The sequence below is a fragment of the Blautia sp. KLE_1732_HM_1032 genome, assembly GCF_025147905.1.
In the GTDB taxonomy this organism is placed as follows: domain Bacteria; phylum Bacillota; class Clostridia; order Lachnospirales; family Lachnospiraceae; genus Blautia_A; species Blautia_A fusiformis.
Map to the genome: position 1 here is coordinate 2,024,290 of NZ_CP102266.1, position 26,281 is coordinate 2,050,570.

The 26,281-nt window shown below is 44.1% G+C and carries 28 protein-coding genes and 1 pseudogene; 2 read left to right on the forward strand and 27 right to left on the reverse strand.

Annotated elements, in window-relative coordinates; translation table 11 throughout:
• Positions 1-44: 44 nt before the first annotated feature.
• A complete protein-coding gene (gene rpmB / locus NQ489_RS09705; protein ID WP_015524898.1) occupies positions 45-233 on the forward strand; it encodes a 50S ribosomal protein L28 in 189 nt (62 codons plus the stop codon).
• Between the two features lie 97 nt (positions 234-330).
• Here rpmB and NQ489_RS09710 read toward each other — a convergent pair whose 3' ends face one another.
• From NQ489_RS09710 to rsxC, 21 genes and pseudogenes are all read right to left on the reverse strand, one after another.
• A complete protein-coding gene (locus NQ489_RS09710; protein ID WP_173740860.1) occupies positions 331-468 on the reverse strand; it encodes a hypothetical protein in 138 nt (45 codons plus the stop codon).
• A gap of 59 nt (positions 469-527) precedes the next feature.
• A complete protein-coding gene (locus tag NQ489_RS09715; protein ID WP_015524896.1) occupies positions 528-899 on the reverse strand; it encodes a GerW family sporulation protein in 372 nt (123 codons plus the stop codon).
• Positions 883-1,953 (reverse strand): DUF2953 domain-containing protein, encoded by a 1,071-nt coding sequence (locus NQ489_RS09720; RefSeq protein WP_021651501.1) that lies wholly within the window; start codon positions 1,951-1,953, stop codon positions 883-885. Before NQ489_RS09720 ends, NQ489_RS09715 begins: the two co-directional genes overlap by 17 nt.
• A gap of 4 nt (positions 1,954-1,957) precedes the next feature.
• Entirely contained in the window at positions 1,958-2,269 is a 312-nt protein-coding gene (locus tag NQ489_RS09725) for a hypothetical protein (RefSeq protein ID WP_044961521.1), read from the reverse strand.
• A 63-nt stretch (positions 2,270-2,332) separates the two neighbouring features.
• Positions 2,333-2,788, reverse strand: coding sequence for an NUDIX hydrolase (locus tag NQ489_RS09730; RefSeq protein WP_015524893.1), 456 nt, complete (start codon positions 2,786-2,788; stop codon positions 2,333-2,335).
• A 100-nt stretch (positions 2,789-2,888) separates the two neighbouring features.
• A complete protein-coding gene (locus tag NQ489_RS09735; protein WP_084449157.1) occupies positions 2,889-4,382 on the reverse strand; it encodes a peptidoglycan D,D-transpeptidase FtsI family protein in 1,494 nt (497 codons plus the stop codon).
• On the reverse strand, positions 4,285-5,664 hold the full coding sequence (locus NQ489_RS09740) for an FtsW/RodA/SpoVE family cell cycle protein (RefSeq protein ID WP_015524892.1): 1,380 nt from the start codon (positions 5,662-5,664) through the stop codon (positions 4,285-4,287). Before NQ489_RS09740 ends, NQ489_RS09735 begins: the two co-directional genes overlap by 98 nt.
• Before the next feature lie 6 nt (positions 5,665-5,670).
• Positions 5,671-7,830, reverse strand: coding sequence for a peptidase U32 family protein (locus NQ489_RS09745; RefSeq protein ID WP_021651505.1), 2,160 nt, complete (start codon positions 7,828-7,830; stop codon positions 5,671-5,673).
• 88 nt (positions 7,831-7,918) lie between these two features.
• Positions 7,919-8,326 carry a cell division protein ZapA gene (locus NQ489_RS09750; protein ID WP_015524889.1) on the reverse strand — a complete coding sequence of 136 codons (408 nt, stop codon included), beginning with the start codon at positions 8,324-8,326 and terminating at the stop codon, positions 7,919-7,921.
• Between the two features lie 130 nt (positions 8,327-8,456).
• The gene (ruvB, locus tag NQ489_RS09755) at positions 8,457-9,467 is read right to left on the reverse strand and encodes a Holliday junction branch migration DNA helicase RuvB (protein ID WP_015524888.1); all 1,011 of its coding nucleotides are present in this window, start codon (positions 9,465-9,467) and stop codon (positions 8,457-8,459) included.
• Positions 9,468-9,677: 210 nt separating this feature from the next.
• Positions 9,678-10,637, reverse strand: coding sequence for an RNA-guided endonuclease InsQ/TnpB family protein (locus tag NQ489_RS09760; RefSeq protein ID WP_326928961.1), 960 nt, complete (start codon positions 10,635-10,637; stop codon positions 9,678-9,680).
• On the reverse strand, positions 10,609-10,773 hold the full coding sequence (locus NQ489_RS17845; protein WP_326928962.1) for a helix-turn-helix domain-containing protein: 165 nt from the start codon (positions 10,771-10,773) through the stop codon (positions 10,609-10,611). The genes NQ489_RS09760 and NQ489_RS17845 overlap by 29 nt, the downstream gene beginning before the upstream one ends.
• Positions 10,736-10,870, reverse strand: a pseudogene (locus NQ489_RS09765) (transposase); the annotation flags it as partial. The pseudogene NQ489_RS09765 and the gene NQ489_RS17845, both read right to left, overlap by 38 nt.
• A gap of 207 nt (positions 10,871-11,077) precedes the next feature.
• Positions 11,078-11,689 carry a Holliday junction branch migration protein RuvA gene (gene ruvA / locus NQ489_RS09770; protein ID WP_021650504.1) on the reverse strand — a complete coding sequence of 204 codons (612 nt, stop codon included), beginning with the start codon at positions 11,687-11,689 and terminating at the stop codon, positions 11,078-11,080.
• Between the two features lie 146 nt (positions 11,690-11,835).
• Positions 11,836-12,900 (reverse strand): tryptophan--tRNA ligase, encoded by a 1,065-nt coding sequence (trpS, locus tag NQ489_RS09775; RefSeq protein WP_015524886.1) that lies wholly within the window; start codon positions 12,898-12,900, stop codon positions 11,836-11,838.
• A gap of 228 nt (positions 12,901-13,128) precedes the next feature.
• Positions 13,129-13,920, reverse strand: a complete 792-nt coding sequence (locus NQ489_RS09780) for an RnfABCDGE type electron transport complex subunit B (protein WP_021650506.1) — start codon at positions 13,918-13,920, stop codon at positions 13,129-13,131.
• 13 nt (positions 13,921-13,933) lie between these two features.
• On the reverse strand, positions 13,934-14,509 hold the full coding sequence (locus NQ489_RS09785) for an electron transport complex protein RnfA (protein ID WP_015524884.1): 576 nt from the start codon (positions 14,507-14,509) through the stop codon (positions 13,934-13,936).
• Positions 14,510-14,525: 16 nt separating this feature from the next.
• Positions 14,526-15,230 carry an electron transport complex subunit RsxE gene (rsxE, locus tag NQ489_RS09790; RefSeq protein ID WP_015524883.1) on the reverse strand — a complete coding sequence of 235 codons (705 nt, stop codon included), beginning with the start codon at positions 15,228-15,230 and terminating at the stop codon, positions 14,526-14,528.
• Between the two features lie 14 nt (positions 15,231-15,244).
• Positions 15,245-15,823: an RnfABCDGE type electron transport complex subunit G gene (locus NQ489_RS09795; RefSeq protein WP_021650507.1), complete on the reverse strand. Its 579-nt coding sequence runs from the start codon at positions 15,821-15,823 to the stop codon at positions 15,245-15,247.
• Positions 15,823-16,800, reverse strand: a complete 978-nt coding sequence (locus NQ489_RS09800) for an RnfABCDGE type electron transport complex subunit D (protein ID WP_021650508.1) — start codon at positions 16,798-16,800, stop codon at positions 15,823-15,825. The genes NQ489_RS09795 and NQ489_RS09800 overlap by 1 nt, the downstream gene beginning before the upstream one ends.
• A 14-nt stretch (positions 16,801-16,814) precedes the next feature.
• Complete coding sequence (gene rsxC, locus NQ489_RS09805) at positions 16,815-18,140, reverse strand: electron transport complex subunit RsxC (protein WP_021650509.1); 1,326 nt, start codon at positions 18,138-18,140, stop codon at positions 16,815-16,817.
• A gap of 479 nt (positions 18,141-18,619) precedes the next feature.
• Here rsxC and NQ489_RS09810 point away from each other — a divergent pair, with 479 nt between their 5' ends.
• The gene (locus NQ489_RS09810; RefSeq protein ID WP_044960804.1) at positions 18,620-19,639 is read left to right on the forward strand and encodes a ribonuclease H-like domain-containing protein; all 1,020 of its coding nucleotides are present in this window, start codon (positions 18,620-18,622) and stop codon (positions 19,637-19,639) included.
• A 99-nt stretch (positions 19,640-19,738) separates the two neighbouring features.
• Here the strand turns inward: NQ489_RS09810 and rpsA are convergent, their stop codons facing one another.
• The 6 genes from rpsA to NQ489_RS09840 form a co-directional block, all read right to left on the reverse strand.
• A complete protein-coding gene (gene rpsA, locus NQ489_RS09815) occupies positions 19,739-20,815 on the reverse strand; it encodes a 30S ribosomal protein S1 (RefSeq protein WP_015524876.1) in 1,077 nt (358 codons plus the stop codon).
• Positions 20,796-21,662 (reverse strand): 4-hydroxy-3-methylbut-2-enyl diphosphate reductase, encoded by an 867-nt coding sequence (gene ispH, locus NQ489_RS09820; protein ID WP_021650511.1) that lies wholly within the window; start codon positions 21,660-21,662, stop codon positions 20,796-20,798. The genes rpsA and ispH overlap by 20 nt, the downstream gene beginning before the upstream one ends.
• Positions 21,659-22,324 (reverse strand): (d)CMP kinase, encoded by a 666-nt coding sequence (gene cmk, locus NQ489_RS09825; protein ID WP_015524874.1) that lies wholly within the window; start codon positions 22,322-22,324, stop codon positions 21,659-21,661. The genes ispH and cmk overlap by 4 nt, the downstream gene beginning before the upstream one ends.
• A 25-nt stretch (positions 22,325-22,349) precedes the next feature.
• Positions 22,350-23,579 (reverse strand): NAD(P)/FAD-dependent oxidoreductase, encoded by a 1,230-nt coding sequence (locus tag NQ489_RS09830; protein WP_021650513.1) that lies wholly within the window; start codon positions 23,577-23,579, stop codon positions 22,350-22,352.
• A gap of 103 nt (positions 23,580-23,682) precedes the next feature.
• Entirely contained in the window at positions 23,683-25,095 is a 1,413-nt protein-coding gene (locus tag NQ489_RS09835) for an oxaloacetate decarboxylase subunit alpha (RefSeq protein WP_015524872.1), read from the reverse strand.
• Between the two features lie 36 nt (positions 25,096-25,131).
• The gene (locus tag NQ489_RS09840) at positions 25,132-26,280 is read right to left on the reverse strand and encodes a sodium ion-translocating decarboxylase subunit beta (RefSeq protein WP_015524871.1); all 1,149 of its coding nucleotides are present in this window, start codon (positions 26,278-26,280) and stop codon (positions 25,132-25,134) included.
• Position 26,281: the final 1 nt, after the last annotated feature.

A 26,281-nucleotide genomic window follows, 5' to 3' on the forward strand; every position in this document is an offset into this window, starting at 1 on the left:
TCATCTGTTAAAATGGTGACTGTTGATAAAAGGAGGTGCTATTCATGGCTAAATGTGCAATCTGCGATAAAGGAGCTCATTTCGGAAACAATGTGAGTCATTCCCATAGAAGATCCAACAAAATGTGGAAATCTAACGTTAAATCCGTCAGAGTAAAAACAACTGCCGGCGGAGCAAAGAAAATGTATGTATGTACTTCTTGTTTAAGATCCGGAAAAGTTGAAAGAGCGTAAGTAATATCGTATGCCCCCGTAGAATGCGGGGGCTGTTTTTTTGTCTCCAAGACAGATAAATCACAAGCGGGAAGCATGCCAGGTGCACACTTCCCGCTTATCTGCAAAACATATGATATCCGCACAGCAGACATATGACTGCCATTGCGATCACAATAAAATTCTCTGTAATAAGGATACCAAGAACCATGCCCACACCAATAAAAAACAGCATAAAACCAGTTAGCTTTCCCACTCCTGTCTGCTCATTTCCTGTTTTTTATTACAGTATATGCATGAAATCTAAATGGAATACTACTCTTCTTTCCCGTCTGTATCCTCAGCATTGCCTGCACCTGGCGCAAAACGGTTCACAAAATCCGGCACCATATCCAGAACCTTGGTAAGGCCATCCTGATTTTTTACGTTTACAAGTTTGGTGCTTCCATTCTGGATCACAAGTACTGCACAGGGAGACATCTTTCCGGCAAGACCTCCGCCGCCGTTATTCTTCTTATCCCCTTCAAAAGCTCCGGCTCCCACGCCGAAGGATACATCGACCAGAGGAAGGATAATGGTATCACCTACATGAATGGCATCGCCAACCACTGTTTTGGCCGATACAAAGCCATCCATTCCTTTAAATAATGAATTCACGGTATCTTTGAAATTATTCTCTTTCTCCATGTTTTACCTCCTTATGTCTCCATCGGTGGATGACGTATTTTATATTTTTATTGAAATAAAGCTCTGCTGCTGTTTTGAGAACTACAATTCCATAAATCCTTCCCTTTAACAGGATCTCTCCCTCAAGAACATTTTCATCATCAAAAAGGGGCGCTGCTTCGATCTTGTTTTTATGAAAAGGAATCGTCATTCCTAATACAGCCAATACCATACCTGTAACTGCCGGATCTTCATTGCCAAATGTGATTTTTCCGGTGATCCTTGTCGGAAGCACATGATAAATCAGTTTTTTTGCATTTTTCCACAGAAAGGAAAGAGCCTCTTTGGTTCGGGGATGGTCTAAAAACTCCTTCCACCAGTTTATCTTATCACAGAAATTCCGGATTGTTAATGCAAGACTTTGCATTTTTTTCAGAATCCTTTTGGGGATTCCAAGAAAATTCTGTACGATTCGGATCAGCTTTCCAACTGCCGTTTTTATTTTTCCCACTATATTCAAAATTAAATCTGCAATCTTTGTCCGAAGCTTCTTTTCATCTTCCGATTCTTCCGATATTTCTTCGGAAATCGATATCGGCTCCATTATTACATTTTCCAAAATTTCATTTATATCTTCAACAGTATCTTCCTGAGGCTCAGACATTTGCAGCTCTGCGGTATCGTTCTGATTTTCGTTTTTTGATGTCTTTTCATGGCTTCTGGAAGCCTCTGCCTGTTTTTTGGCATTTTGATTTCCGGAGTTGGAAAGAGATCTAGGTTTCTTTTTTTTACGAAACAGATTTTTAAATTTTTCCAAAGGAATCCCTAAAAAACATAATTTTGTTTTCAGAACGCTCTGCTCCCAGAATACCTGCGCAGAAATTATATGAAGCAGCCAGCTCACTTCACCGAAAGCATGTATTTCCCGAAGACTATCCGTTCGGTCTTTTTTTATTTTCCCTCTGTATCTGATCGGACAGAATAAAAGAAGCAGCAGGATCATAAGAATCAGCCCGATCAGGATCCCCAGAAGGATCAATATCCATTTTATTATCAGCCATAATATATGCAGCATTGGTTCACCTGTTTTTCAGATATTCTTTTATTTTAAAATTTCCAGTTTCGGTATAAACCTGTTCGATCATATCCTGTACCATCTGTATAGCACCGGATTTTCCTCTAGCCATTCCAATGATCAAAGGACAGGTGGCTCTGGCGCTTCGCTGTACAAGCATGCCTGCAGGAAGAATTTCCAAAATATTTCCGGGATTATCAGACAAAGTAACAACGTAGATATCCGGCACGAATTTGCCAGCAGTGATCCTGGTTCTTATTCTAGTAGGATTTTTTACATCATTTCCTATGTAATAGTTTTTCATCCATTTCAGCAATCTGCCCTCACCTCCGTTATAATGCCAAACAGGGCTGCGTAAGTACACAGCCCTGTCCTGTTGTTAAAAATACTTCTGCTGTTTCGCCCAGACGCCCTCACTTCGCATTTCCAGATACTCCTGATAGGCCTGTTCCACGATATGCTTCTCGTTGGAAAAACGGAGAAGATGATAGATCTCATGAAACTTATAGTATCCGGAATCTACAAAATATTCCTCTCGCTGGGGTTTGCTATGATAATTATCAGCTATCATGAGATACCAGTGTACCTCTTTCATTACCACATCCTCCGGAACGGTGAAATTATACTGGCTTTTACCGATATATTTCACGATAGAGGCCCGAACACCTGCTTCTTCCATTACTTCACGTAAAGCAGTCTGCTCAAAAGTCTCTCCTTTTTCTACAGTTCCTTTGGGAAGCACCCATCCTTCATAACGGTTCCTGTAGGATTTATACAATGCCAGGATCTTACCCCGATGAATTACCACACCGCCACAGCTTGTTGCTTCTATCATATTGCAATCCTCCTGTAATGCGTGTGTCTTTTGCACTGGCTATAGTATACCTCTTTTTCACCTTATAGGCAAGGGGCAAGAAGCAGATACTGTTCTCAATTTAATCGAAATAATATGCATCAAAAACATTGGCCGCAATGGGAACTGCCGCTTCACTTCCGGTTCCGCCGTTTTCCACGATCACTGCAATGGCGATATCCGGATCATCTACATTAGAATAACCCACAAACCAGGAATGACTGGAGCCATTTTCATCAAACTCCGCAGAACCGGTTTTTCCGGCAACAGTATATCCTCGTCCATTCAATGCGGAAGCCGTACCGTTTTCAACTACATTTTTCATTAGTTTTCCAAGGATATTGGCTTCATTTCTTGTCATCAGACGTTTGTATTCTGTTTTTTCTGTTTCCCTGACCGTATCACCGGAATTATTCACGATCTTATCGATCATGGTTGGCTTCATCAGTATACCATCATTGGCGATGGCACTTGTGATCAATGCCATATGCATCGGAGAAACAAGAGTGTTACCCTGGCCGATCGAGGTCTGCATCACAAGTGCATTCGGAGAATCTTTATCAAGGGTAAAGCGACTGGTTTTATAGGAATTCAGCGGAAGCGCCCTATTAAAGAGCAGATCCTCTGCAGTACTTTTCAGAGTATCTCCTCCCAGACCAAGTCCCATATCTGCAAATGCACAGTTACAGGAATGTGCAAATGCGGAATAAAAATCCTCCTGTCCATGTACTGCACCATTGTAACACTGGATCGTGTGGTCATCCACTGTGATACTTCCCTGACACAGATAGGAATATCCCTCCAGTGATCCCTTTTGTCTGAAATAATCCAGTGCCGTGACGATCTTAAATGTTGATCCCGGAGGATAAGCTCCATTGGTTGCACGGTTTAAAAGGCTACTGTTACTTTCATCATTAACAAGGGTATCCCAGTTCTGTGCGATCGTGTTCGGATCAAAATCCGGTTTGCTCACCATAGCCAGGATACGTCCGGTGGATGGTTCCAGTACAACTACCGCTCCTCTCCGGTCTCCCAGAGAATTGTATGCCGTTGTCTGAAGATCTGCATTCAGACTGGAGATCACGGTATCACCCTGATTCTTTTTTCCCAGGAATTCATTTTTCATCTGTTCCAGAAAAAATGAATGTGAGGTGAGAAGCTGGAAATTTGCTTCCGATTCCAAACCACTCTTACCATTGGTATCATATCCTACTGCATGTGCAAAAATATTGGAAAACGGATACGTTCTCTCTTCTGTTCCATCTTCATACACATTGGTCTGTGCCAGAACCTCACCATCCGAAGACTGGATACTTCCACGTACTACCCGGTCCGAAAATGTATCCTGACGGGTGTTGTACGGGCTGTTGATAAAATCTTCGCTTTTTATGGCGTCAAAATAGGCCAGATATCCGATCAGACTGACAAAGATCAATATAAAGAAGGCCGATACAAAAGTTAAAGGCCGGTTCTTTTTTCTACGGAGTCTGGCGATTTCTCTTTCTCTCAGGCGTTGCTCTCTTTCCTCTTCTTTCAATCGTTTCTTTTCGCTGCGTTTCAATTTGTTCGTCCTCATCTTCCCTCAGAATATACAGTCCCTGAATGATCGCAAGCATCAGGATGGTACACATGACAGAACTGCCTCCGTAACTCACCAGCGGAAGTGTAACTCCTGTCATTGGAATAAACTTGGTTGCACCGCCGATGGTCAGAAATACCTGAAAAGCATATTCTGTTCCGAGCCCCAGTGCGATCAGTTTATAAAACGGATTCCTGATCTTTAGTGCAATAGTAACGATCATCAGAAAAAAGCTTGTGCATACAAGAATCAGGCAGATGGCAAAAATGCCACCCAGTTCCTCACAAATAGCACTGAAGATAAAATCATTTTTTACGACCGGAATCTTCTCCGGAGAGCCCTGGCAAAGTCCCATTCCAAACCAGCCTCCGGTTCCGATTGCAAACAGAGACTGCACGATCTGATAACCTTCATTTTGATAGACAGCCATCGGATCCTTCCAGGCACTGACTCGCTGACGGACATGTCCAAAAAGATGATATGCGATCACCGAACCAACGCATCCTCCGCCAAGTCCCAGAAATAAATAGCTCGGATTCCTGGTTGCCACATAGATCAGTACAAGGTAGGTGACAAAAAAGATTACTGCACTACCCAGATCCCTGGAAAGAACCAGGATCCCTACATGGATCACTGCAACGATCGTAGCCAGTACTACTTTGCGAAAATCCACCTTGGTACACAGAAGTGATGCCATAAAAAATACGAAGGTTATCTTGATCACCTCGGAAGGCTGGATTCCCATAAGAGAAAGCTTTGCACCGTAGCTTGTGCTTGCCAGAACAAGAACTGCCGCCAGAAGTACAATACCAATTCCGGCATAAGCCCATGTAAGATCCTTTAAAAATTTCATTTTTCGTATCATTACCGGTATTACCAGTGATACTGCACTACCTGCGGCCACGATCAGAAGCTGCTTAGTTGCAGACGGAAGTGAAAGCCGGCAGAGCATGATAAATCCTACGCTCAGGAGCATACACATATTATTTAAAAGAAGCAGCGATGCATTCTGATAAATAATTCGATAAAGGATCTGGATCGCTGCAAAAAAGATCATCATTTCGATATAGAACAGGATGACCCTGAAATCCATGCTTTTTAAATAGATCACAAGAAATGCTGTAAAATCAATAAAAAAGATCATGGTCAGCTGCTGATGGAGCAGTTCTCTCTTTTCTTCCTCATCCTGCCGCCACACCATATAAAAACAATGAAAGGTATAGACGATCATCAATGTGAGGATCACATACTTAGATAATTCTGTAATTACATTAATCATACACTTTTACTCGGCTCCTCTTTTAAAATGGCCTTTTGTATACCTGCGTCCGGAAGGTTTTCCGTTTTCCTGATAAACCGTCCGGAATTCTTTCAGGATCGCTTTTGCTTTCTCTGGCTCTTCGATCGTAAATGCCAGTCGCAAAGAGTGAAGGTTCAGTTTTTTTACCTGATCTTTTTCACCCGGAAGTCCGTAAGGAATGCTATTATAAATGATATTATAACAGTATTTTGCTTTTTCGGAGATGTTTTTTCCCCATGGATCACAACTGCATTTTACCGGAAATTCACTGTTATAGCGGTCTTTCAGATAAGCCGTCTCATATTTTCCTGTACATCCGAAAAGATTCTTCCTTACACACTGCGCGGAAAGCATCAGTGGGATATAACCATATAAAAGCAGCTCCGAAGAAGTATTATCTCTATGTTTCAGTTCACCCTCATTCAACTCAAGGGGGACTGTATTTCGAAGAACTCCCTCTTCCCGCCAGAAATCAACACTCTGATCATTCCAGGTATACATGGATGCATCCAGGATACATTTTTCGCCATATCCCATTTTTTTCAGTACGGCGTAAGATTCCAGGTTTCTTACCAGAAAGCCCTTCATACCCTGCTCCAACCATTTTTGAGCTGATCGAAGCCACTTTTCGGGGATTTCTCCGCGATGGATATGTGGAGTAGAAAGATATAATTCACTGCTTGCAGCAAGTTCCGGTGAAAAATATTTTTCCATAGTATCAAAAGGAAAATAAAAACCTGTAATCCCCGGTTCGTTCAAAAGTACTTCCGCAGTATCCGAACGTTCACAGGATACATACACAGGCAGGCTGTCTGTTACCCTTCTGTGGCAGGCAGCCTGATCCTTAGATTTCGTCGGCTGCTTCGTAACCTGTGCTCTCTTCTGACATCCGATCAGTGCTTCTCGCAGCTGACTCAGAGCATCTCTTCGTACTTCATTGAGAACTTTAACCGGAACAAAAATCCTTCCATTTATTTCAATGTTCAGATCCTCCCACTGAAAATCTGTATTTCCCAGTTTCTCCATCTGCTGACGGATCCTCTGTTCTTCCATTGGCTGATTTTTAGCAAACTGTACCTCACCGCCCATAGCAGTTACTGTCTGGCCCTTGCAGGTTATTTCCAGTATAACAGGACTTTCAGGAGAAAGTATTAAATTCCCATGAATTTTTTCTTTTATTTTTCTGATCTCCGGCTGGATATTACCGGATTTTTTTTCATTGGCAAAAGCCATCATTTCCGGCCCGCGATACATATCATAGTATCCTTTGCAGGATCCTCCCCGACTGAAAAGCTCAAGAAGATACTTCCGATCGTTTTCCTGAACGTGATATTCTTTTCCACTTAAATACATATCCAGATATTTTCGATATACTGCCGTGACGCCCGCTGTGTACGCCGGCTGTTTCATACGCCCTTCGATCTTCAGAGACATAACACCCGCCTCCAGGATATCCGGAAGAATATCCAGAGTGCAGATATCTTTCAGGCTTAATGCACAAAAATCCTTGTCTCCTTTATATTTTCTGTGATCCATGGTTACACTGTAAGGAAGCCTGCATGGCTGTGCACAGCGGCCACGGTTTCCGCTTCTTCCACCGAAAATACTGCTCATCAGACACTGGCCGGAATAGCTGTAACAGAGAGCTCCATGGATAAAAGTCTCTATTTCCAGAGGACTTGCCTTATGCATGGCAGATATCTCTTCCAGGGAAAGCTCTCTGGCCGGAACCACACGCGTTGCTCCCTTTTCCTCCAGAAACCGCATTCCCTCCGGTCCGGTTACTGTCATCTGTGTGCTTGCGTGAATATCCAGATCCGGAAAATTCCGGCGTATAAAAGAAAATACTCCCAGATCCTGTACGATCACCGCATCCAGCCCTGCCTCATAATACGGAAGCAGATATTCAAACAGCTGATCATCCAGTTCACGGTTCTTCAAAAGTGTATTCACAGTAAGATATAATTTACGGTTATGGATATGTGCGGTCTCAATGGCAGTGATCAGCTCTTCCTGGGTGAAGTTCTGCGCATAAGCTCTTGCTCCAAAAGCCGGTCCCCCTACATATACCGCATCAGCCCCGGCACCAATAGCTGCCTCAAAGCTTTCATAAGAACCTGCCGGCGAGAGCAGTTCTGTTATCATATTTTTCACAGTATTCCCTCATCTCCCATCTGTTAATCAATCCGATGACCATAAAACAAAAGAGGATTACCGAAGCAATCCCCCCTCCTTATTTAAGCAGTTCATCAAGTTCTTTCTCCAGCTCCTTCACCTTACCGTCCAGAAGATTCTTCTGTTCCTGAGCTTCCTGTTCTGCCTTCTTCGCCTCTTCAATCTGCATTTTCAAAGAGATCAGTTCATGTTTCAGATCATACATCTCCTGGTCTTTCTGCTGCAGATCCTGTTCAAAAATCTCCGCCTGTTTTTTTGCCTTAAAATAATCATCTGTAATATTCAGACTGAGCAGTGTATGCTTGGTCTCCATGGCCTGTCTGGAGTATCCCGGCATCTGACTCAGCTCACTGATCTTATTATTCATATAGGCTGCAACCTTCTGAAAATATTCCTCGGACTCATACCCGCCCAGAGTAATGATCTTTCCATCGATAACAACCTGTGCTGTATTCTTTACCGCCATTCGTAAAGCCTCCTGAATTTATCTGTTACTGGTAATTTCCTCAATAACATTCCTCTGCATTGCCGGTCTTACAACCCGCAATTTCTTTTATTATAACTGATTCCCGCAAAAATGTATAGAAGTTTTTCTATTATTTTGTCGATAAATCAGGACGAGGATATCCAAGATGGGTATATGCCAGCACGGAAGCCATTCTTCCACGTGGAGTTCTGTTAAGGAAACCTGTCTGCAAAAGATAGGGTTCATACACGTCTTCCAGTGTTCCGGAGTCTTCTCCGATTGATGCGGCAAGTGTTTCAAGCCCCACTGGTCCGCCCTGGAAATTCAAGATCAAGGTCTGGAGAATGCGGCGGTCCGTTTTATCGAGGCCATACTGATCTACCTCCAGAAGATCCAATGCGAAGCAGGCAACATCGTAGGTGATCACACCATTATACTTCACCTGGGCGAAATCACGTACTCTCTTCAGAAGACGGTTGGCCAGACGGGGGGTTCCTCTGGAACGCTTGGCGATCTCGGCAGCTCCATTGGGTTCGATTTCCACGCCAAGCACCTGAGCGGAACGTAGAATGATCGTCGTCAGTTCTTTTTTATCATAAAACTCCAGTCTCTGTGTTACGCCAAAACGATCACGAAGCGGCGCGGAAAGAAGACCTGCCCTCGTTGTTGCACCTACCAATGTAAACTTCGGAAGATCCAGACGAATGGAACGGGCGGATGCTCCCTTGCCGATCATGATATCGATAGCAAAATCTTCCATTGCCGGGTAAAGAACCTCTTCTACCTGTCGATTCAGTCTGTGTATCTCATCTACAAACAGCACATCTCCTTCCTGAAGGTTGTTCAGGATCGCAGCCATTTCGCCTGGCTTTTCAATCGCAGGACCTGATGTTACCTTCATATGTGTTCCCATCTCATTGGCAATGATCGCGGAAAGTGTAGTCTTTCCCAGCCCCGGAGGTCCATAAAACAGCACATGATCCAGTGAATCATGACGCTGCTTTGCTGCTTCGATATAAATTTTCAGGGTATCTTTTGTTTTCTGTTGACCAATATACTCATCCAGACTCTGAGGCCTTAAATTTCCCTCCAGGGAAAAATCCTCTTCTGTAACATCTGTTGTAATGATCCTGTTCTCCATTTGCTATGCTCCGTTCTATTTCATTTCAGTGCGAGCATGTTTGCTCTTACTCACGGCGGTGACATGCTCCCACCACTTAAATCTTACGATTTTGAAGTGGGGGCTTCCTGCTCGATTACCCTTTAGAGCAAAGCTAAAACAGGCTATCCCCGCGTGTCCCGCGGTTTTGTTTTTTATGTTTATCCGGTTACGGATTTTTTTCTTGTGCCGTCAGGCACATTCTTTATAGATTCTTTTTCCTTCTTCACGGATATTGACTGCTGCATTCACATCCCGGTCCATCCTATTTCCACATCCACAAACATACATTCTATCCGACAATGCCAATTCCTTTTTCTTATGTCCGCATACACTGCAGATCTTGCTGGATGCAAAATAACGGTCTACTTTTATAAGATGTTTTCCGCATTCTTCCAGCTTGTATCCCAGCATGAACAGAAACTGCCCGTACCCGTTATCCTGCACACCTTTCCCAAGGTGCAGTCCTCCGGACATTCCCTTCAGATTCAGATCTTCCACACATACTGCATCATATCTTTCCGCAAGCTCCCTACTGAGCTTATGCTGGAAATCTTTTCTCTGGTTCTTTATCTTTTCATGACATAAAGCTACCCTTTTTTTCTGTTTCTGATAGTTCCGGCTTCCTTTTTCACAGTGGGAGAGCTTTCTCTGTTCTCTTGCAAGTTTTTTCTCTGCTTTTCTGTAAAACATAGGGTACCCGGCTCTTTCTCCTGTAGAAAATACACACATTCCCTGCATGGCAAAATCGATCCCAAGAAATCTCTCTGCCGGTCTTTTTTCCACTGTTTGGTTCTCACAGCAGAACAAAAGGCTGGCTAAATATTTCCCGGATGGCTCACGGCTCACAGTTACAGACTTCAGTTTCCAGTCTGATGGAATCTGACGGTGAAGTTTTATCCTTATGACGGACATCTTTGGAAGCTTCAGATAGGTATCCTGCAAAAGGATATTTCCGTTTAGTGCATTGGTCGTATATGAATTTCTTGCATGCTTCTTTGATTTATAACGTGGAAATCCGCAGGCTGGTTCCCGAAAAAACTTCCGGAACGCACTTTCCAGATGCAGCTGCGCATTCGCCAGGGCAAGAGAATCCACCTCTTTCAGCCATGGATATTCCTTTTTATATCCGGCCGGTGTGTTCCGGAGCATCTTTTTTTTTCTGGTAATAGCTGATCTTATCTGCAAGCATCTGGTTATAGATAAAGCGGCTGCAGCCGATTGTTTGCTCTATCTGAACTCTCTGCTCTTTATTTGGATAGATCCTTATTTTTACGGCGCGGTTCATTCTTCTCACCCTGGCTTTCTATATACTGCCGTATCGTTTCAATCGTTGCTCCGCCTGCACTGAGCAGACAGAAGATCTGACTCCAGAATGCATCTTTCATGGTCTAACTCCATTATATTTATCATCCTTTTTCTTATATCGACGGATATGTATTTATGAACTAATTGTTCTTTTTCAGTATACTACATCAGGGAAAGGAGAACAAGTGTTTCTTTTATACTATAGAGATTTTTTTAAGCAGATATGCTCAGATGTGCAATTCATCTCACCATCTGAAGAGGTGGGAGAATTCTTGCTACATTTGTTAAAAATTTTTCAGTGCAGCCCGAAGAATTGCTTCTACATCATCTGCCGGCACATCTTCCGGTACCTTTCGTACTGCACGAAGGGCATCTGCAGAACTGTATCCTAATGCGACAAGCGCCTCCACCGCTTCCTGACGACTATCCCTCAGATCAGATGCTCCCTCAGCTGCTTCTTCCTGCTGATGCGCCAGTTTCATCTCAAAAGCATCTTCCAGCTTCAACTTGTCTTTCAGCTCCAGGATCATTTTCTGGGCTGTCTTTTTCCCGATTCCAGGGGCCTTGGAGATTGTTTTTACATCATCGGAAAGCACTGCAAAACGAAGCTCGTCTGCACTGATCCCGGAAAGGATACCCAGAGCGCCTTTAGGTCCGACTCCGTTGACACCGATCAGAAGCTTGAACATGCCAAGATCATCCTTCGAAAAAAAACCATATAGCTGCAGAATATCCTCCCGCACATAGAGAAAGGTATGGACCTTCTTTTCATCGCCTATCCGTGCTTTCCCAAGATCCTGTCCTGTCATATAAATCTCATAACCAATTCCGCCATTTTCCACAACCAGACAATTTTCACCGATATCTGCTACGGTACCTTTTACAAAAGAAATCAAATCTCAAGGCTCCTTCCCTGAAACAGCTGAACATCTGTTTCCCATATGAACGCAATAGTAACATAATTTTCAAAAAAAATCAACCCGGAATACAATCTCCGGGTTGATCCTGTATACAAGCCTGTGATTCCTCTCGCTGTTTTCTATCACTGATTAAGGAAATCCTGATCCTCAAAATAATTGATCCGCATAGAAGAACGGACATCATGAAGCGTTGCGGCAGCTTTTTCTCTGGCAACCTCTGTACCGGCTTTCAGGATATCGAACACATCTTCGGTTCGCTGCTCCCACATTTTCCTTCTTTCACGGATCGGTCCAAGCTCTGCCTGCATAACATTATTCAGGAACTTCTTGACTTTCACATCACCAAGGCCACCTCTCTGATAGTGAGCCTTAAGTTCATCCAAATTCTGATACTCTGGCAGAAATTCAGCAAAATGTTCCGGGCGGCTGAAGGCATCCAGATAGATAAATACCGGATTTCCCTCTACACGACCAGGATCCTGAACACGAAGATGGTTCGGATCTGTAAACATGGACATGATCTTTTTCTTCACAACATCTTCTTCATCAGACAGATAGATGCAGTTTCCGAGAGACTTACTCATCTTAGCCTTTCCGTCAATTCCCGGAAGACGTAAGCATGCTTTATTGGAAGAAAGAACAATTTCCGGATCTGTCAGTGTATCACCATAAACGGTATTGAATTTATGGACGATCTCCTTGCACTGCTCAAGCATCGGAAGCTGATCTTCACCTACCGGTACATGTGTTGCACGGAAAGCAGTAATATCCGCAGCCTGACTGATCGGATAGCAGAAAAAGCCTACCGGGATGCTGGCTTCAAAATTACGCATCTTAATCTCGGATTTAACGGTAGGATTACGCTGTACTCGTGCTACCGTAACCAGATTCATATAATAAAAGGTAAGTTCTGTCAGCTCCGGAACCATGGACTGGATAAAAATATTGGATTTCTCCGGATCAAGCCCGCATGCCAGATAGTCCAGAGCAACCTGAAGAATGTTATGACGTACTTTCTCCGGATGCTCTGCATTATCTGTAAGTGCCTGGGCATCTGCGATCATAATATAAATCTCATCATATAAGCCGGAATTCTGCAGCTTCACACGCTCTGCCAGAGATCCAACATAATGACCTACATGAAGGCGCCCCGTCGGGCGGTCGCCAGTTAAAATAATCTTACTCATGAATTTCGTTCTCCTTGAAGTATACTGAATATTTATATCCTATTATAGCCCCTTGAAATTCACCGGTCAAATATTTTTAACCGGAAACTGCAATTTTTCATTGAAATATAACCAAAAATTTGTATGTATTTATTTTATTTATGCATTATCGGGCACAACATGCTTTATTCCAAAAAAGAACTGCCACGTCACTCGGAAAACTTCCGTGACAGGCAGTTCTTTTTTGTTTTACAGAATCACATGTCTTGGGCAAACTTCCTTACATTTACCGCAGCCTATACACTTATCATAATCAATGTGTGCACAGAAATCGGTAACTGTGATCGCCTCGGACGGACAATTCTTCTCACATTTTTTACAGCCGATACAGCCAAGCTCGCAGGCAGCTGTAACTGCCTTACCTTTTGCGTGGGAGCTGCAGGCTACACGTGTCTGTTTGTCATATGGTACCAGCTCGATCAGGTGACGCGGACATTTGGCAACACATTTGCCACAGGCTTTACATGCTTCCTGATCTACGACCGCAATACCATTCACTATATGGATCGCATCAAATGGACATGCCTTTACACAGCTTCCGAAGCCCATACATCCAAATGTACAGTTTTTTGCACCGCTGCCAGGGATGAAAGCCATCATCTCGCAGTCTTCCACACCTGTGTACTCATATTTCACAGTCGTCTTATCACAGGTTCCCGCACATTTTACAAAAGCAACCTGACGTGCGGTTTCTTTTACTTCCTGTCCCATGATCGCGCCAATCTTGGCTGCAACCGGAGCACCGCCAACCGGACACTGATCTACAGGAGCTTCTCCCTTTGCAATTGCGGCAGCGAGTCCGGAACATCCCGGATATCCACAACCACCACAGTTATTTCCTGGAAGAACGCCGAGAATGGCTTCTTCCTTTTCATCTACCTTAACGGTTAATTTCTTGTCTGCAAGTCCGAGGAAGATACCAATGAATAAACCAGTACCGCCGACAATGACTGCAGCCATAATAATTCCTGTTATACTCATGCTCTTCTTCCTCCTATACGATTCCGGAGAATCCAAAGAATGCAATAGCCATCAGTGCTGCCGTAAGCAGAACGATCGGCATACCCTGGAAGGATTCCGGAATATCGTTGTATTCCATTTTTTCACGGATTCCCGCAAGTAATACAATTGCGATCAGGTAACCTACACCTGTGGCAAATCCGTTGACAACACTTTCAAGAATGCTGTATTCATATTTAACGTTGTTCAGTGCTACACCAAGAACTGCACAGTTTGTTGTGATCAGAGGAAGGTATACACCCAGTGCCTTGTAAAGGGATGGTACAAATTTCTTGAGAAACATTTCTACAATCTGTACCAGTGCCGCGATAACCAGGATAAATACAATCGTTTTCAGATACTCAAAATGGGTCGGTACCAGGATGAATTTATAAAGCAGACCTGCAACAAAGGATGCAATGGTAATAACGAATACAACCGCACCACCCATGCCGGCTGCAGTTTCTGTCTTCTTGGATACTCCAAGGAAAGAACAGATTCCCAGGAACTGACTTAATACAACGTTACTGCAAAGCGCAGAACCAATTGCGATCAACATCAAGCTTGCCATTTTCTATTCCCCCTTTTTATTCTTTGTCGGAAGGACATCCGCCGCAGGTCGCACAATTGGAGCCACAGCCGGACTGGATTTTGGAAACATCTTTGCCCTTCTTTGCCATGTTGATCTTTACTTTGTTCTGGATCGCTGCAAGTCCGGCAAGAACCAGAAATGCTCCAGGTGCAAGGATAAAGATAGTGATCGGGGTATAGCCGGCAGCACCGGTAGCTGCATCAGCAACCGGAATGATCTGTGCTCCGAAAGCCTTTCCAGAACCAAGGATCTCTCTTACAAGACCAATGGCAACCAGGCCCACTGTAAAGCCAAGACCCATTCCAAGTCCGTCAAAGATAGACGGAAGGACAGGGTTCTTGGAAGCATAACTCTCTGCACGTCCCAGAATGATACAGTTAACAACGATCAGTGGAATGTAAATTCCAAGTGACTCATAAAGAGAAGGAGTAAAGCCTTCCATCAGAAACTGTACGATAGTTACAAAAGATGCTACAACTACGATAAAGGCCGGCATTCTGACGGAGTCTGGAATAACCTTACGCAGCATGGAGATGAGCATGTTTGACATAACCAGAACTACGGTTGTGGAAAGTCCCATACCAATACCATTGATCGCAGAAGTCGTTACCGCAAGGGTAGGACACATACCAAGCATCAGGACGAAAATCGGATTTTCGGTTATAATGCCGTTTTTTAATCTTTCACCACAATTATTCATATTCAACTACCCTCCTAAAATGCGTTTTTGCAATAGCCGATAGCTGTATTGACTGCACCGGTAAAAGCTCTGGATGTGATGGTCGCACCACTGATAGCATCAATAGGCTCACCTTCGCCGCCGTCCTTGGATACATAGAATTTATCGGTATTCTTTCCAACATACTGTTCCTGGAACTTCGCTTCTGTAGCACGCATTCCAAGTCCGGCAGTCTCACTGATGGAAAGAATGGAAACGCCGCTGACGGTGCCGTCTTTTGTTACACCAACTGTGATCTGGATATCACCGCCGTAACCCTCTTTATCGGTTACAGTTACCACATAGCCTTCATCTGCTGCTTCACAGACTTCATCTACGATTGCTTTGATTCCAAGATCTGCAGCTGTTTTATCTGCTGCTTCCTTGTCTACATCTACAGCTTTAAAATCTTCCAGGCTTACATCACTGAATACAGTCTGCCATGCTTCTTTTTTTGCCTGTTCCTCGGTTCTTGCAATGGGTTCTTTGGTAACTTCGTAAACCAGTCCAAGGCCAAGGCCGGCAACTACTGTAATGATCGTAAGGATCAATGTATTTCTGATAATCTTACCCATTATTTCTTGCCTCCTTTTCCAAAAGCAACCGGTTTTGTTACTTTTTCAATAAGCGGAACCAGAAGATTGCAGAAAATGATCGCATAGGAAACGCCCTCTGCGGAACCACCAAAGAGACGGAATACCGCTGTCACGATACCGAGGCAGCAGCCATATACCAGCTGACCTTTCGGAGTGATCGGAGTCGTCACATAATCGGTTGCCATAAACCAGGCACCAAGCATCAGACCGCCTCCAAAGATATGACTGAAAAGATAGTTTACGTCAAAGCCTTTGCCTGTTCCCAACATATAGAAAATGACAAATACTGCAAAACTTCCAATATATGTAAGAGGTACCTTCAGATCGATGATCTTAAATGCGAGAAGGATCACTGCACCGATGAGGATCGCCAGGGCAGAAGTCTCACCGATGGTACCCTGGATATTACCAAGGAAGAGATTCTTTACAGGAATAGAAGTCCCCTCAATGAATCCCTGGCTTTTAAGCGCTGCCAGAGGTGTTGCCTGTGTAACCGCATCTACAACAGCATGGGAGCTTTTGGAAACTGCAAAGTTAGTCATTTTTCCGGCAAAAGAGATCATAAGGAAACATCTTCCTGCAAGAGCCGGGTTCATAAAGTTCTGTCCAAGTCCACCGAACAGCTGTTTTACAACAATGATCGCAAAAGCACTGCCAAGGATCGGCATCCAGATCGGGATCTGGGGCGGCATGTTCAGTGCAAGCAGAAGTCCTGTTACAACTGCACTGAAATCAGTAGTTGTATTCTTTTTATGCATCAGTCGGTCATACAGCCATTCAAAAAACACACTGGATGCAACCGTCGCCAGCACTACAAGGAGTGCATGCACTCCAAAGTTCCAGATACCGAAAAGTGTTGTCGGCAGAAGTGCGATCACTACCAGCTGCATAATACGGCTGGTGGTCATTTTATCCCTGATATGGGGATTAGATGATACGTTATACATTTGTTCCATTGTTATTCCTCCCCCTATTTCTTTTTCTTGCGCTCTGCAAGAACCATTTTTCTCATAGATTTAATACTCTGAGTCAGAGGTCGTTTGGCCGGACAGATGTAACTGCAGCAGCCGCACTCGCAGCATTCCATACCATCCATTTTTTCGAAGCCTGCCATATCACCGTGTTCTGCAAGAGTTGCAAGGCGGGCCGGAACCACATGGCCCGGACAGACGCTTACACAACGTCCGCAATTGATACATGCAGTCTGGATCTGCTTCGCCTCGGAAACTGCGTCACGCTCCAGGAAAAGCAGGGAAGAAGTTGTCTTCGTACATGGAATATGAAGATCATACAGCGCAAATCCCATCATCGGTCCGCCGGAGATTGCTTTTGCGATCTTTTCCTTCAGTCCGCCTGCAGCATCTACCAGTTCAGACAGATCTGTGCCTGTAAGAACGGAAAAGTTCTTCGGTGTGCGGATTCCGTCTCCGGTAACCGTTACATTACGGCTGATGACCGGCTGTCCGAGGATCACTGCCTTATAAACAGAAGTAACAGTCTCTACGTTATCAACCACGCATCCTACGTCTGCCGGAAGCATAGTGGAATTGATCTCTCTGCCTGTTACCGCATAGATCAGCGTACGTTCACCACCCTGTGGGTATTTGGTCTTAAGCTCTTTTACTTCCATACGCTCTTTGCCTTTGATGGCTTCTTTCATCCTGGCAATACAATCCGGTTTGTTGTCCTCGATACAGATACATCCCACTGCCTTCGGGAAAGCTTTCAGGATTACTTCCAGACCACCAACAATGCTTTCCGGTTCTTCCATCATCCTTCGGTAGTCACTGGTGATATAAGGCTCACATTCCGCTCCGTTGACCAGGATATGATCGATCTTGTCGGGTTCCTTTGGTGAGAGCTTTACATGTGTCGGGAAACCTGCACCACCCTGACCAACAACTCCGCCTTCCTGAATCCTTTTCAGGATATCCTCCTTGGAAAGATCCGAAAGCTTTGCAGGTGCATATTCCACAGATTCGTACAGACCGTCATTCTCAATGATGATCGCATCACCCATGGCGCCTACTGCGGTCAGACGTTTCTCGATTCCCTTTACGGTTCCTGATACAGACGAGTGTATCGGTGCGGAAACAAATCCTCCTGCTTCTGCGATTTTCTGTCCTGCAAGCACATGATCACCTTTTTTTACGATCGGCTTGGCCGGAGCTCCGATGTGCTGAGAAACAAGAATTGCCAGATCTCCCTTCGGCAGATACTTCTCGACAGGACAGTTTTTTGACAAATCTTTGCCGTCATAAGGATGGATACCACCCCTGAAGGTTAAAAATGCCATAGATCTCATCTCCTCCTTTATTTTTGCAAGTACATGTACATGGTATTTCTGCGTTGCGCATATACTCTTTTTTAAAGTTGATTCTGTGTTTCTGATTTTCCTTTTCTTATTTCATCCAAGACAAACAAGATCTATTTCGCTCCCATAAATCATTTCGCGAAACATTACCAGCGAACAGTAACAAAGTAGCTTCTGCTTTGAGCAGGATATGTATGAAAGATTGAATCCAGACACGATCCTGTGATATACTTCAGTAGAAGATATTCACCAGCTCATAAAAAAGCTGTAAATGAATAACTAATTTATGAAGCGATAATAGTCATTTTTTCACTGTCAATCCCTACATAAATCCAGTACCATTTCCTGTTTTTTATCATCAACTCTACTAATAACTATAACTCATTTCACTTTAAATTGCACTATTGAAAAGCAATTTTTTTGTGTATAATCAGATACAATCCATAAAGGAGAAAATTAACATGATCGTTAAAAAAATGCCGATTTTACAAGGGTTTCCAGACTTTAAGACTGTTAAAAAATTGACTAAAAACCATAGATTTTCAGAGCGCTTTGTACCGCTTTTCTATGATATTGAAACTACAGGACTATCACGAAATTCCACTTTTCTGTATCTGATCGGTGCTGTAGCCTACGAAGAAAACAACTGGCAGATGTACCAGTGGATGATTGAAAACGAAGAGGAAGAATCTGAACTTCTGAAAACATTTTCTGAATTCCTTCAGGATTTTTCATGTACGATCCAATATAACGGTGACAGCTTTGACCAGCCTTATCTGGATGCACGATATCAGATCCACGGACTCTCTTCCCCTTTTGCAAAGCTGCCTTCTCTGGACCTTTACCGGGAACTAAAGCCGCTCAAGGGACTTTTGAAGCTTTCACGGATGAATCAGCCTTCTATGGAATCATTTCTCGGTATCACTGAACGGAACTACTGTGATGGAGGTGCCTGCATCCGTCTTTACAAACAATTCGCTTCCGGAAAGAAACCAGAAGCGGCAGAGATCGTTATGGGACATAACCGGGAAGATCTTCTTGGACTTGGAAAAATTTTCTCCATGCTATCCTATCTTGCTCTTTTCAATGAAGATTACGAAGCACTAAATTGTGAAATTCAAGACGATCAATTGGCCTTTACCATTAAAACTAATTACGATCTGCCTGTTAAATTTTCAAATCATAGTGAAGAAATCTACATAATTGGACAGAATAACTGTGTCCGTCTTCTTGTAAAGTCTCAAAATGGACGTTTAAAGCAATACTACTCCAATTATAAGGATTACGATTACATCCCTTCCGAAGACACTGCAATACCCAAAACCTTAAGTGCCTGCATGGATAAAAAGCTCCGAAGACCTGCCAAAAGGGAAACCTGTTACACCTGGTTTCCTGTAACAGAAGCTTTTCTGCATGATCCTTTAAAACAGAAAACCTATCTGAAACACTGCCTGCCATATTATCTTTCTGTTCTTAAATAATATCTCTGTTACGCAATTCCAATCAAAAAAAGGCCGTCACAATAAATGTGACGGCCTCTGAAATTCAAAATATTCATCTGCTGTACAGCTTCTGAGAAATTACTCCTCTGTCTGCTCTGCAGAATTATCCTCGAGTGCTTTCATGCTGAGGCTGATCTTTCTGTCTTCGCCATTGAAATCAACAACCTTAGCCTCGATCTCCTGACCGATGGAAAGTACATCAGATGGTTTCGCAACGTGCTCTCTGGAGATCTGAGATACATGAAGAAGAGCATCTACTCCAGGTGCAAGCTCAACAAATGCACCGAAATCTGTCATACGTGCAACTTTGCCCTTTACTACGTTTCCTACTGCGAAGTCCTCAGCAGCTGTAAGCCATGGGTTCTCCTCCGGGAATTTAAGGGAAAGTGCGATCTTGTCTCCGTTGATATCTTTGATAAGAACTGTAACTTTATCACCTACGTTGAATACCTTCTTCGGGTTCTCTACTCTGCCCCAGGACATCTCAGAGATGTGAAGAAGTCCGTCTGCTCCGCCGAGGTCAATGAATGCACCGAAATCTGTAACATTCTTAACAACACCCTCAACTTTATCGCCTACGTTGATCTTAGCAAGAAGCTCTTTCTGTTTCTCAGCTTTCTCAGCAAGAAGAAGCTGTTTGCGGTTACCGATGATACGGCGTCTTCTTGGGTTGAACTCTGTGATAACGAACTCGATCTCCTGATCTGCATATTTGGAAAGATCTTTCTCATATGTGTCAGATACAAGGCTTGCAGGAATGAATACTCTTGCTTCCTCAACATTGACACAAAGACCACCGTCAAGTACCTGTGTTACAGGAGCCTTCAGAACCTCCTGGTTCTCGAATGCCTCCTCAAGACGTTTGTTGCCTTTCTCTGCTGCAAGACGTTTGTAGGTAAGTGTAACCTGTCCCTCTCCGTCGTTTACTTTGAGAACCTTTGCTTCCATGGTATCGCCAGGTTTAACAACGTCTGTAAGCACAACGCTTGAATCGTTTGTGTACTCGTTCTTTGTGATGATACCGTCTGCTTTATAGCCGATATTCAGGATGATCTCATCATCTTTAACATCGATGACGGTACCCTGTACGATCTCTCCATTTCTGATTGTTTTTACGGAATCTTCCAGCATCTGTTCAAAACTTAACTCTGACATGTTCTTGAACCTCCTCAATAATTTTCTTTGGGGTGGAAGCCCCTGCTGTAATACCTACACAACTACTGCATTGGAACATTTCAGAATCCAAGTCTACAGGTGTTTGTATATAGTAAGTATTTCCACATTCCTTTTTACATATTTCAAACAGCTTTTGAGTATTGGAGCTATGTCGGCCACCTACGACCAGCATAGTGTCTACCTCTCCGGCTATCGCTTTAGCTTCTTTCTGCCGTTCTTCGGTAGCATTACAAATAGTGTTTAAAATATTTAAAATATTTAAAACATTATTATCATAACTCTTTTTGCGGAGAATTTCAACTAATTCTTGAAATTTGTTGTAATTAAATGTCGTCTGGGACACTACACATACTTCTTTTTCCGGAGAAATATTGAATTTTTCAGCATCCTCAGCATTTCTGACCACTGTATATGGTCCCTGACACCATCCGCAGATCCCCTGGACTTCCGGATGGTCCGGATCACCGATGATCACAATATGGGCACCTCTGGAACTTTCTCTCTCAACGATCTTGTGGATCTTCAGCACAAAAGGACAGGTAACATCTACATATCCGAGACCATATTTTTTGATCGTGTTATAAACCCTGCGGCCTACTCCATGGGAACGGATCACAACAGTGCCGCCCTTCAGGCTGCCAAGATCCTTCTCACAGATCACAGCCACACCTTTTTTTTCGAGATCTGAGACAACCTCCTCATTATGGATGATCGGGCCCAGTGTATAAATCGGTGCTGCATCGGAACCGATCAGCTCATAAACACGGTCAACTGCTCTTTGTACGCCGAAACAGAAGCCGGCAGTTTCTGCAACTTTTACGTTCATCCATTCACCCTTTTTCTGTATACGGAAAGGATACTCTCAACCACTTCGTCAATTCCCATCTCAGATGAATCAACAAGAACAGCATCCTCTGCTTTTTTAAGCGGAGAAACCGCGCGGTTCATATCTCTCTCATCTCTGTCAACGATATCTTTCAGGATCTCATCCATATCGCAGGCTTCACCCTTCTCTGTAAGCTCCAGGTATCGTCTGCTGGCACGGGTCTTTGCACTTGCAGTCAGAAAGATCTTTACTTCCGCATTGGGAAGAATGGTGGTTCCGATATCTCTTCCGTCCATAACTACATTATTCTCGGCTGCAAGATTGCGCTGCAGCTTCAGAAGATGTGCACGCACCTCCGGATTTGCAGAGCTTACAGATGCCATATTTCCTACCTCTTCCTTACGGAGGAACGCAGTTACATTCTTTCCGTTAAGGATCACCTGCTGCTCACCGTTCTCATAACGGATAGAGATATCCGCATCGTGACAGGCTTCAGAGATTTTTTCGTCACCGCTGATCCCTTTTTCCAGAAGATAAAGTGCCATGGCACGATACATTGCCCCTGTATCTACATAAATAAAGGACAGCTCCTTTGCCACTTTTTTTGCAATTGTGCTTTTTCCTGCACCTGCCGGTCCGTCAATTGCAATATTAATACCCATAATCGTTGCTCCTTCCTCTTTTCTGTTATTCGATCGCCTGAGCTGCCGCATACGCTGTAGACCATGCGATCTGAAGATTATAGCCACCGGTCACTGCATCCAGATCCAGTACTTCACCTGTAAAATACAGATTTTTTATTTTTTTGGATTCCATTGTGGATGGCTGTATCTCTTTTACTGACACACCGCCTCTTGTGATGATCGCTTCCTTAAACTCTCCCATTCCCGTGATCGTAAACGGAAAAGCCTTGATCAGACGGCCAAAAGCCTGACGCTCTTCCCTGGAGATCTCATGTACCGGTTTTTCCCCGGGGATACCGCCAATTTCGATCATGATCGGAGTCAGAGAAGACGGAAAAAGAACACCGATCACATTTTTAAACTGCTTGTTATGATTTGCATCAAATTCACGCAGGATCCGGGCGTCAAGCTGTTCTGCATCAAGCGCCGGCTTCAGATCCAGGAAAGCCTCCAAAGGCTCCTTTTCCAGCTTTTTGCCGATCTGGGCACTGGCGGAAAGGATCAGCGGTCCTGTCACTCCGAAATGAGTAAACATCATCTCGCCGAAATCTTTATAGAGAACTTTTTTGCCGGATTTTACTGTAAGCTCCACATTCCGAAGGGAAAGGCCCTGAAGTTTGGAAACATAATCTTCTTTTGCCACCAATGGTACCAGTGATGGTGACTGGGAAACAACTTTATGTCCCGTTTCAGCAGCAAAACGATATCCATCTCCTGTGGAACCTGTGGACGGGTAGGAAAGCCCGCCTGTGGCAACTACCACAGTATCCGCTTCAAAAAAGGTACCGTCCGAAAGTAATACACCGGTAACTTTTTCATCCTGTGTACAAACTTCCGTTACCTCTGTATGAAGATGGATCTGCGCTCCGGCTTTTTTCAGTTCCCGCTCAAGCGCACGGATAATATCTGATGAATGATCCGATACCGGAAAAACCCGGTTTCCACGCTCTGTTTTCAGCGGCACTCCTGCCTCCTCAAAAAATTCCATCACATCTCTGCTTCCATAGGTGTAGAAAGCACTGTAAAGAAATTTGCGGTTTGACATCACTGCCGGAAAAAGTTCTTCGGTATCGGAATCATTGGTGACGTTGCACCGTCCCTTTCCGGTGATGAAAAGCTTTTTTCCGAGTTTCTCATTTTTTTCCAGTATGTGAACCTGGTGTCCTCTGCGCGCAGCATATACACCGCAGAGCATTCCGGCGGCACCGCCGCCTATGATCGCAACTTTGGACATTACCTGTTATCCTGCCTTTTTTATCTTTTTTATGCACAAAGGAGCCTGCATACAGCAAGCTCCTTTTCCTGTTTTGAAATGCATCTGCATTTCTATGTGTGCTTTATACCGGGTATGCGCCGTTCTTGGTATCTGCTACAGTCTCATCAACTTTTGTCTTCTGAGCCTGGCGATATTTAAAGAAGTCCATGGCAACCTGCGGGAACAGTGCATATGTGAGAACATCCTCATCCTGCTCCTTGTACTGTGCCATCTCGCTCTCAAGCTTATCAAGCTCATCCTCCAGAAGATCTGCCGGACGGCATGTGATCGGTTCAATATCTCCGATACATTTTTTCTGTACTTCCGGATTGAACGGTCTGGCTGTTGCGCCATACTTACCACTTAACACGTCTTTTGTCTCTTTTGTGACAACCTTGTAACGCTCGCCCATGATCACGTTAAATACAGCCTGTGTACCAACGATCTGAGAGGACGGTGTAACAAGCGGTGGCTCACCAAGGTCTTTACGTACACGCGGAACTTCCTCAAGTACTTCGTAGAATTTATCCTCGGCATGCTGCTCTTTCAGCTGTGATGTCAGGTTGGAAAGCATTCCGCCAGGTACCTGATACAGAAGAGTCTTGATGTTTACACCAAGGTTCTTCGGATTGAGAAGACCTGTATCAAGAGCCTCATCACGCATCGGACGGAAGTAGTCAGCGATCTCAGCGAGAAGCTGCTGATCAAATCCTGTATCATATGGTGTTCCCTTGAAGGTCTCAACCATAACCTCTGTTGCAGGCTGGGATGTTCCAAGAGCAAACGGAGACATTGCTGTGTCGATGATATCAACACCTGCCTCTACTGCCTTCATATATGTCATGGAAGCAACACCGGATGTATAGTGAGAATGAAGATCGATCGGGATCTTAACAGTCTCTTTGAGAGCCTGAACAAGCTCTGTAGCTTTGTACGGAACAAGAAGTCCTGCCATATCTTTGATACAGATGGAATCTGCACCCATATCTTCGATACGTTTTGCAAGATCTGTCCAGTAATCAAGTGTGTAAGCATCACCAAGTGTGTAAGCCATTGCAACCTGTGCATGTGCTTTCTCCTTGTTTGCTGCTTTTACAGCTGTCTGAAGGTTACGAAGGTCATTCATACAGTCAAAGATACGGATGATATCGATACCGTTAGCTGCGGATTTCTGTACAAAATACTCTACTACATCATCTGCATATGGACGATATCCAAGGATGTTCTGTCCACGGAACAGCATCTGAAGCTTTGTGTTTTTGAAACCGTCACGAAGTTTACGAAGTCTTTCCCACGGATCCTCTTTCAGGAAACGTAAGGAAGCATCGAAAGTAGCACCGCCCCAGCACTCTACTGCATAGTAGCCGACTTTGTCAAGCTTCTCAATGATCGGAAGCATCTGCTCTGTGCTCATACGTGTAGCGATCAGGGACTGATGAGCGTCACGCAGGATCGTTTCCACAACTTTCACAGGTTTTTTCTCTATTTCTGCCATAATTATTCTCCTTACAAATTTTTATAAGACAATGGGTTAGACACCAAAAATCGCCATGAATGTACCGGCAGCAACCGCTGTACCGATAACACCAGCAACGTTCGGTCCCATCGCATGCATCAGCAGGAAGTTTGTAGGATCTGCCTCAGCACCAACCTTCTGGGATACACGGGCTGCCATAGGAACGGCAGAAACACCGGCTGATCCGATCAGAGGATTGATCTTTCCGTGAGTAACCTTGCAGAGAAGCTTACCAAGCATAACACCGCCAAAAGTACCGCAGGCAAAGGCAACAAGACCAAGAACTACGATCTTCAGTGTATCTACGTTCAAGAACGCCTCAGCACTTGTGGAAGCACCTACAGATGTTCCGAGAAGGATTACTACGATGTACATAAGAGCGTTGGAAGCTGTTTCAGAAAGCTGTTTAACAACTCCGGACTCACGGAACAGGTTTCCGAGCATCAGCATACCAACAAGGGGAGCTGTTGTCGGAAGGATCAGGCAAACAACGATTGTGATAACGATCGGGAAAAGGATCTTCTCAAGTTTTGTAACAGGACGGAGCTGCGCCATTTTGATCTTACGCTCTTTCTCTGTTGTGAAAGCCTTCATGATCGGAGGCTGGATGATCGGTACCAGGGACATATAGGAATATGCTGCCACTGCGATCGGTCCCATAAGAGAAGACTGTCCAAGCTTACCTGCAAGGAAAATGGAAGTCGGGCCGTCAGCACCACCAATGATAGAGATCGCTGCTGCTGCTTTACCATTAAATCCAAGGAAAATTGCAAGGAAGTATGCAAGGTAAATACCAAGCTGTGCAGCTGCTCCCATCAGGAAGCTGATCGGGTTTGCGATCAGCGGACCGAAGTCTGTCATCGCACCGACACCCAGGAAGATCAGTGAAGGAAGAATACTCCACTCATCCATTAAGTAAAAATAATGAAGAAGTCCGCCAACGCCATTGGATGAATCCTCAATGCTCAGCATAATGTCCGGATAAATATTTACCAGAAGCATACCAAAAGCGATCGGAACCAACAGCAGCGGCTCAAAACCATGTTTAATGGCAAGATATAAGAACACACATGCCACTGCGATCATCAGGTAGTTTCCCCAGGTAAGGTTGAAAAATGCTGTCTGATGGATCAGGTTTGACAGGGTATTTGTTACATAAGACATT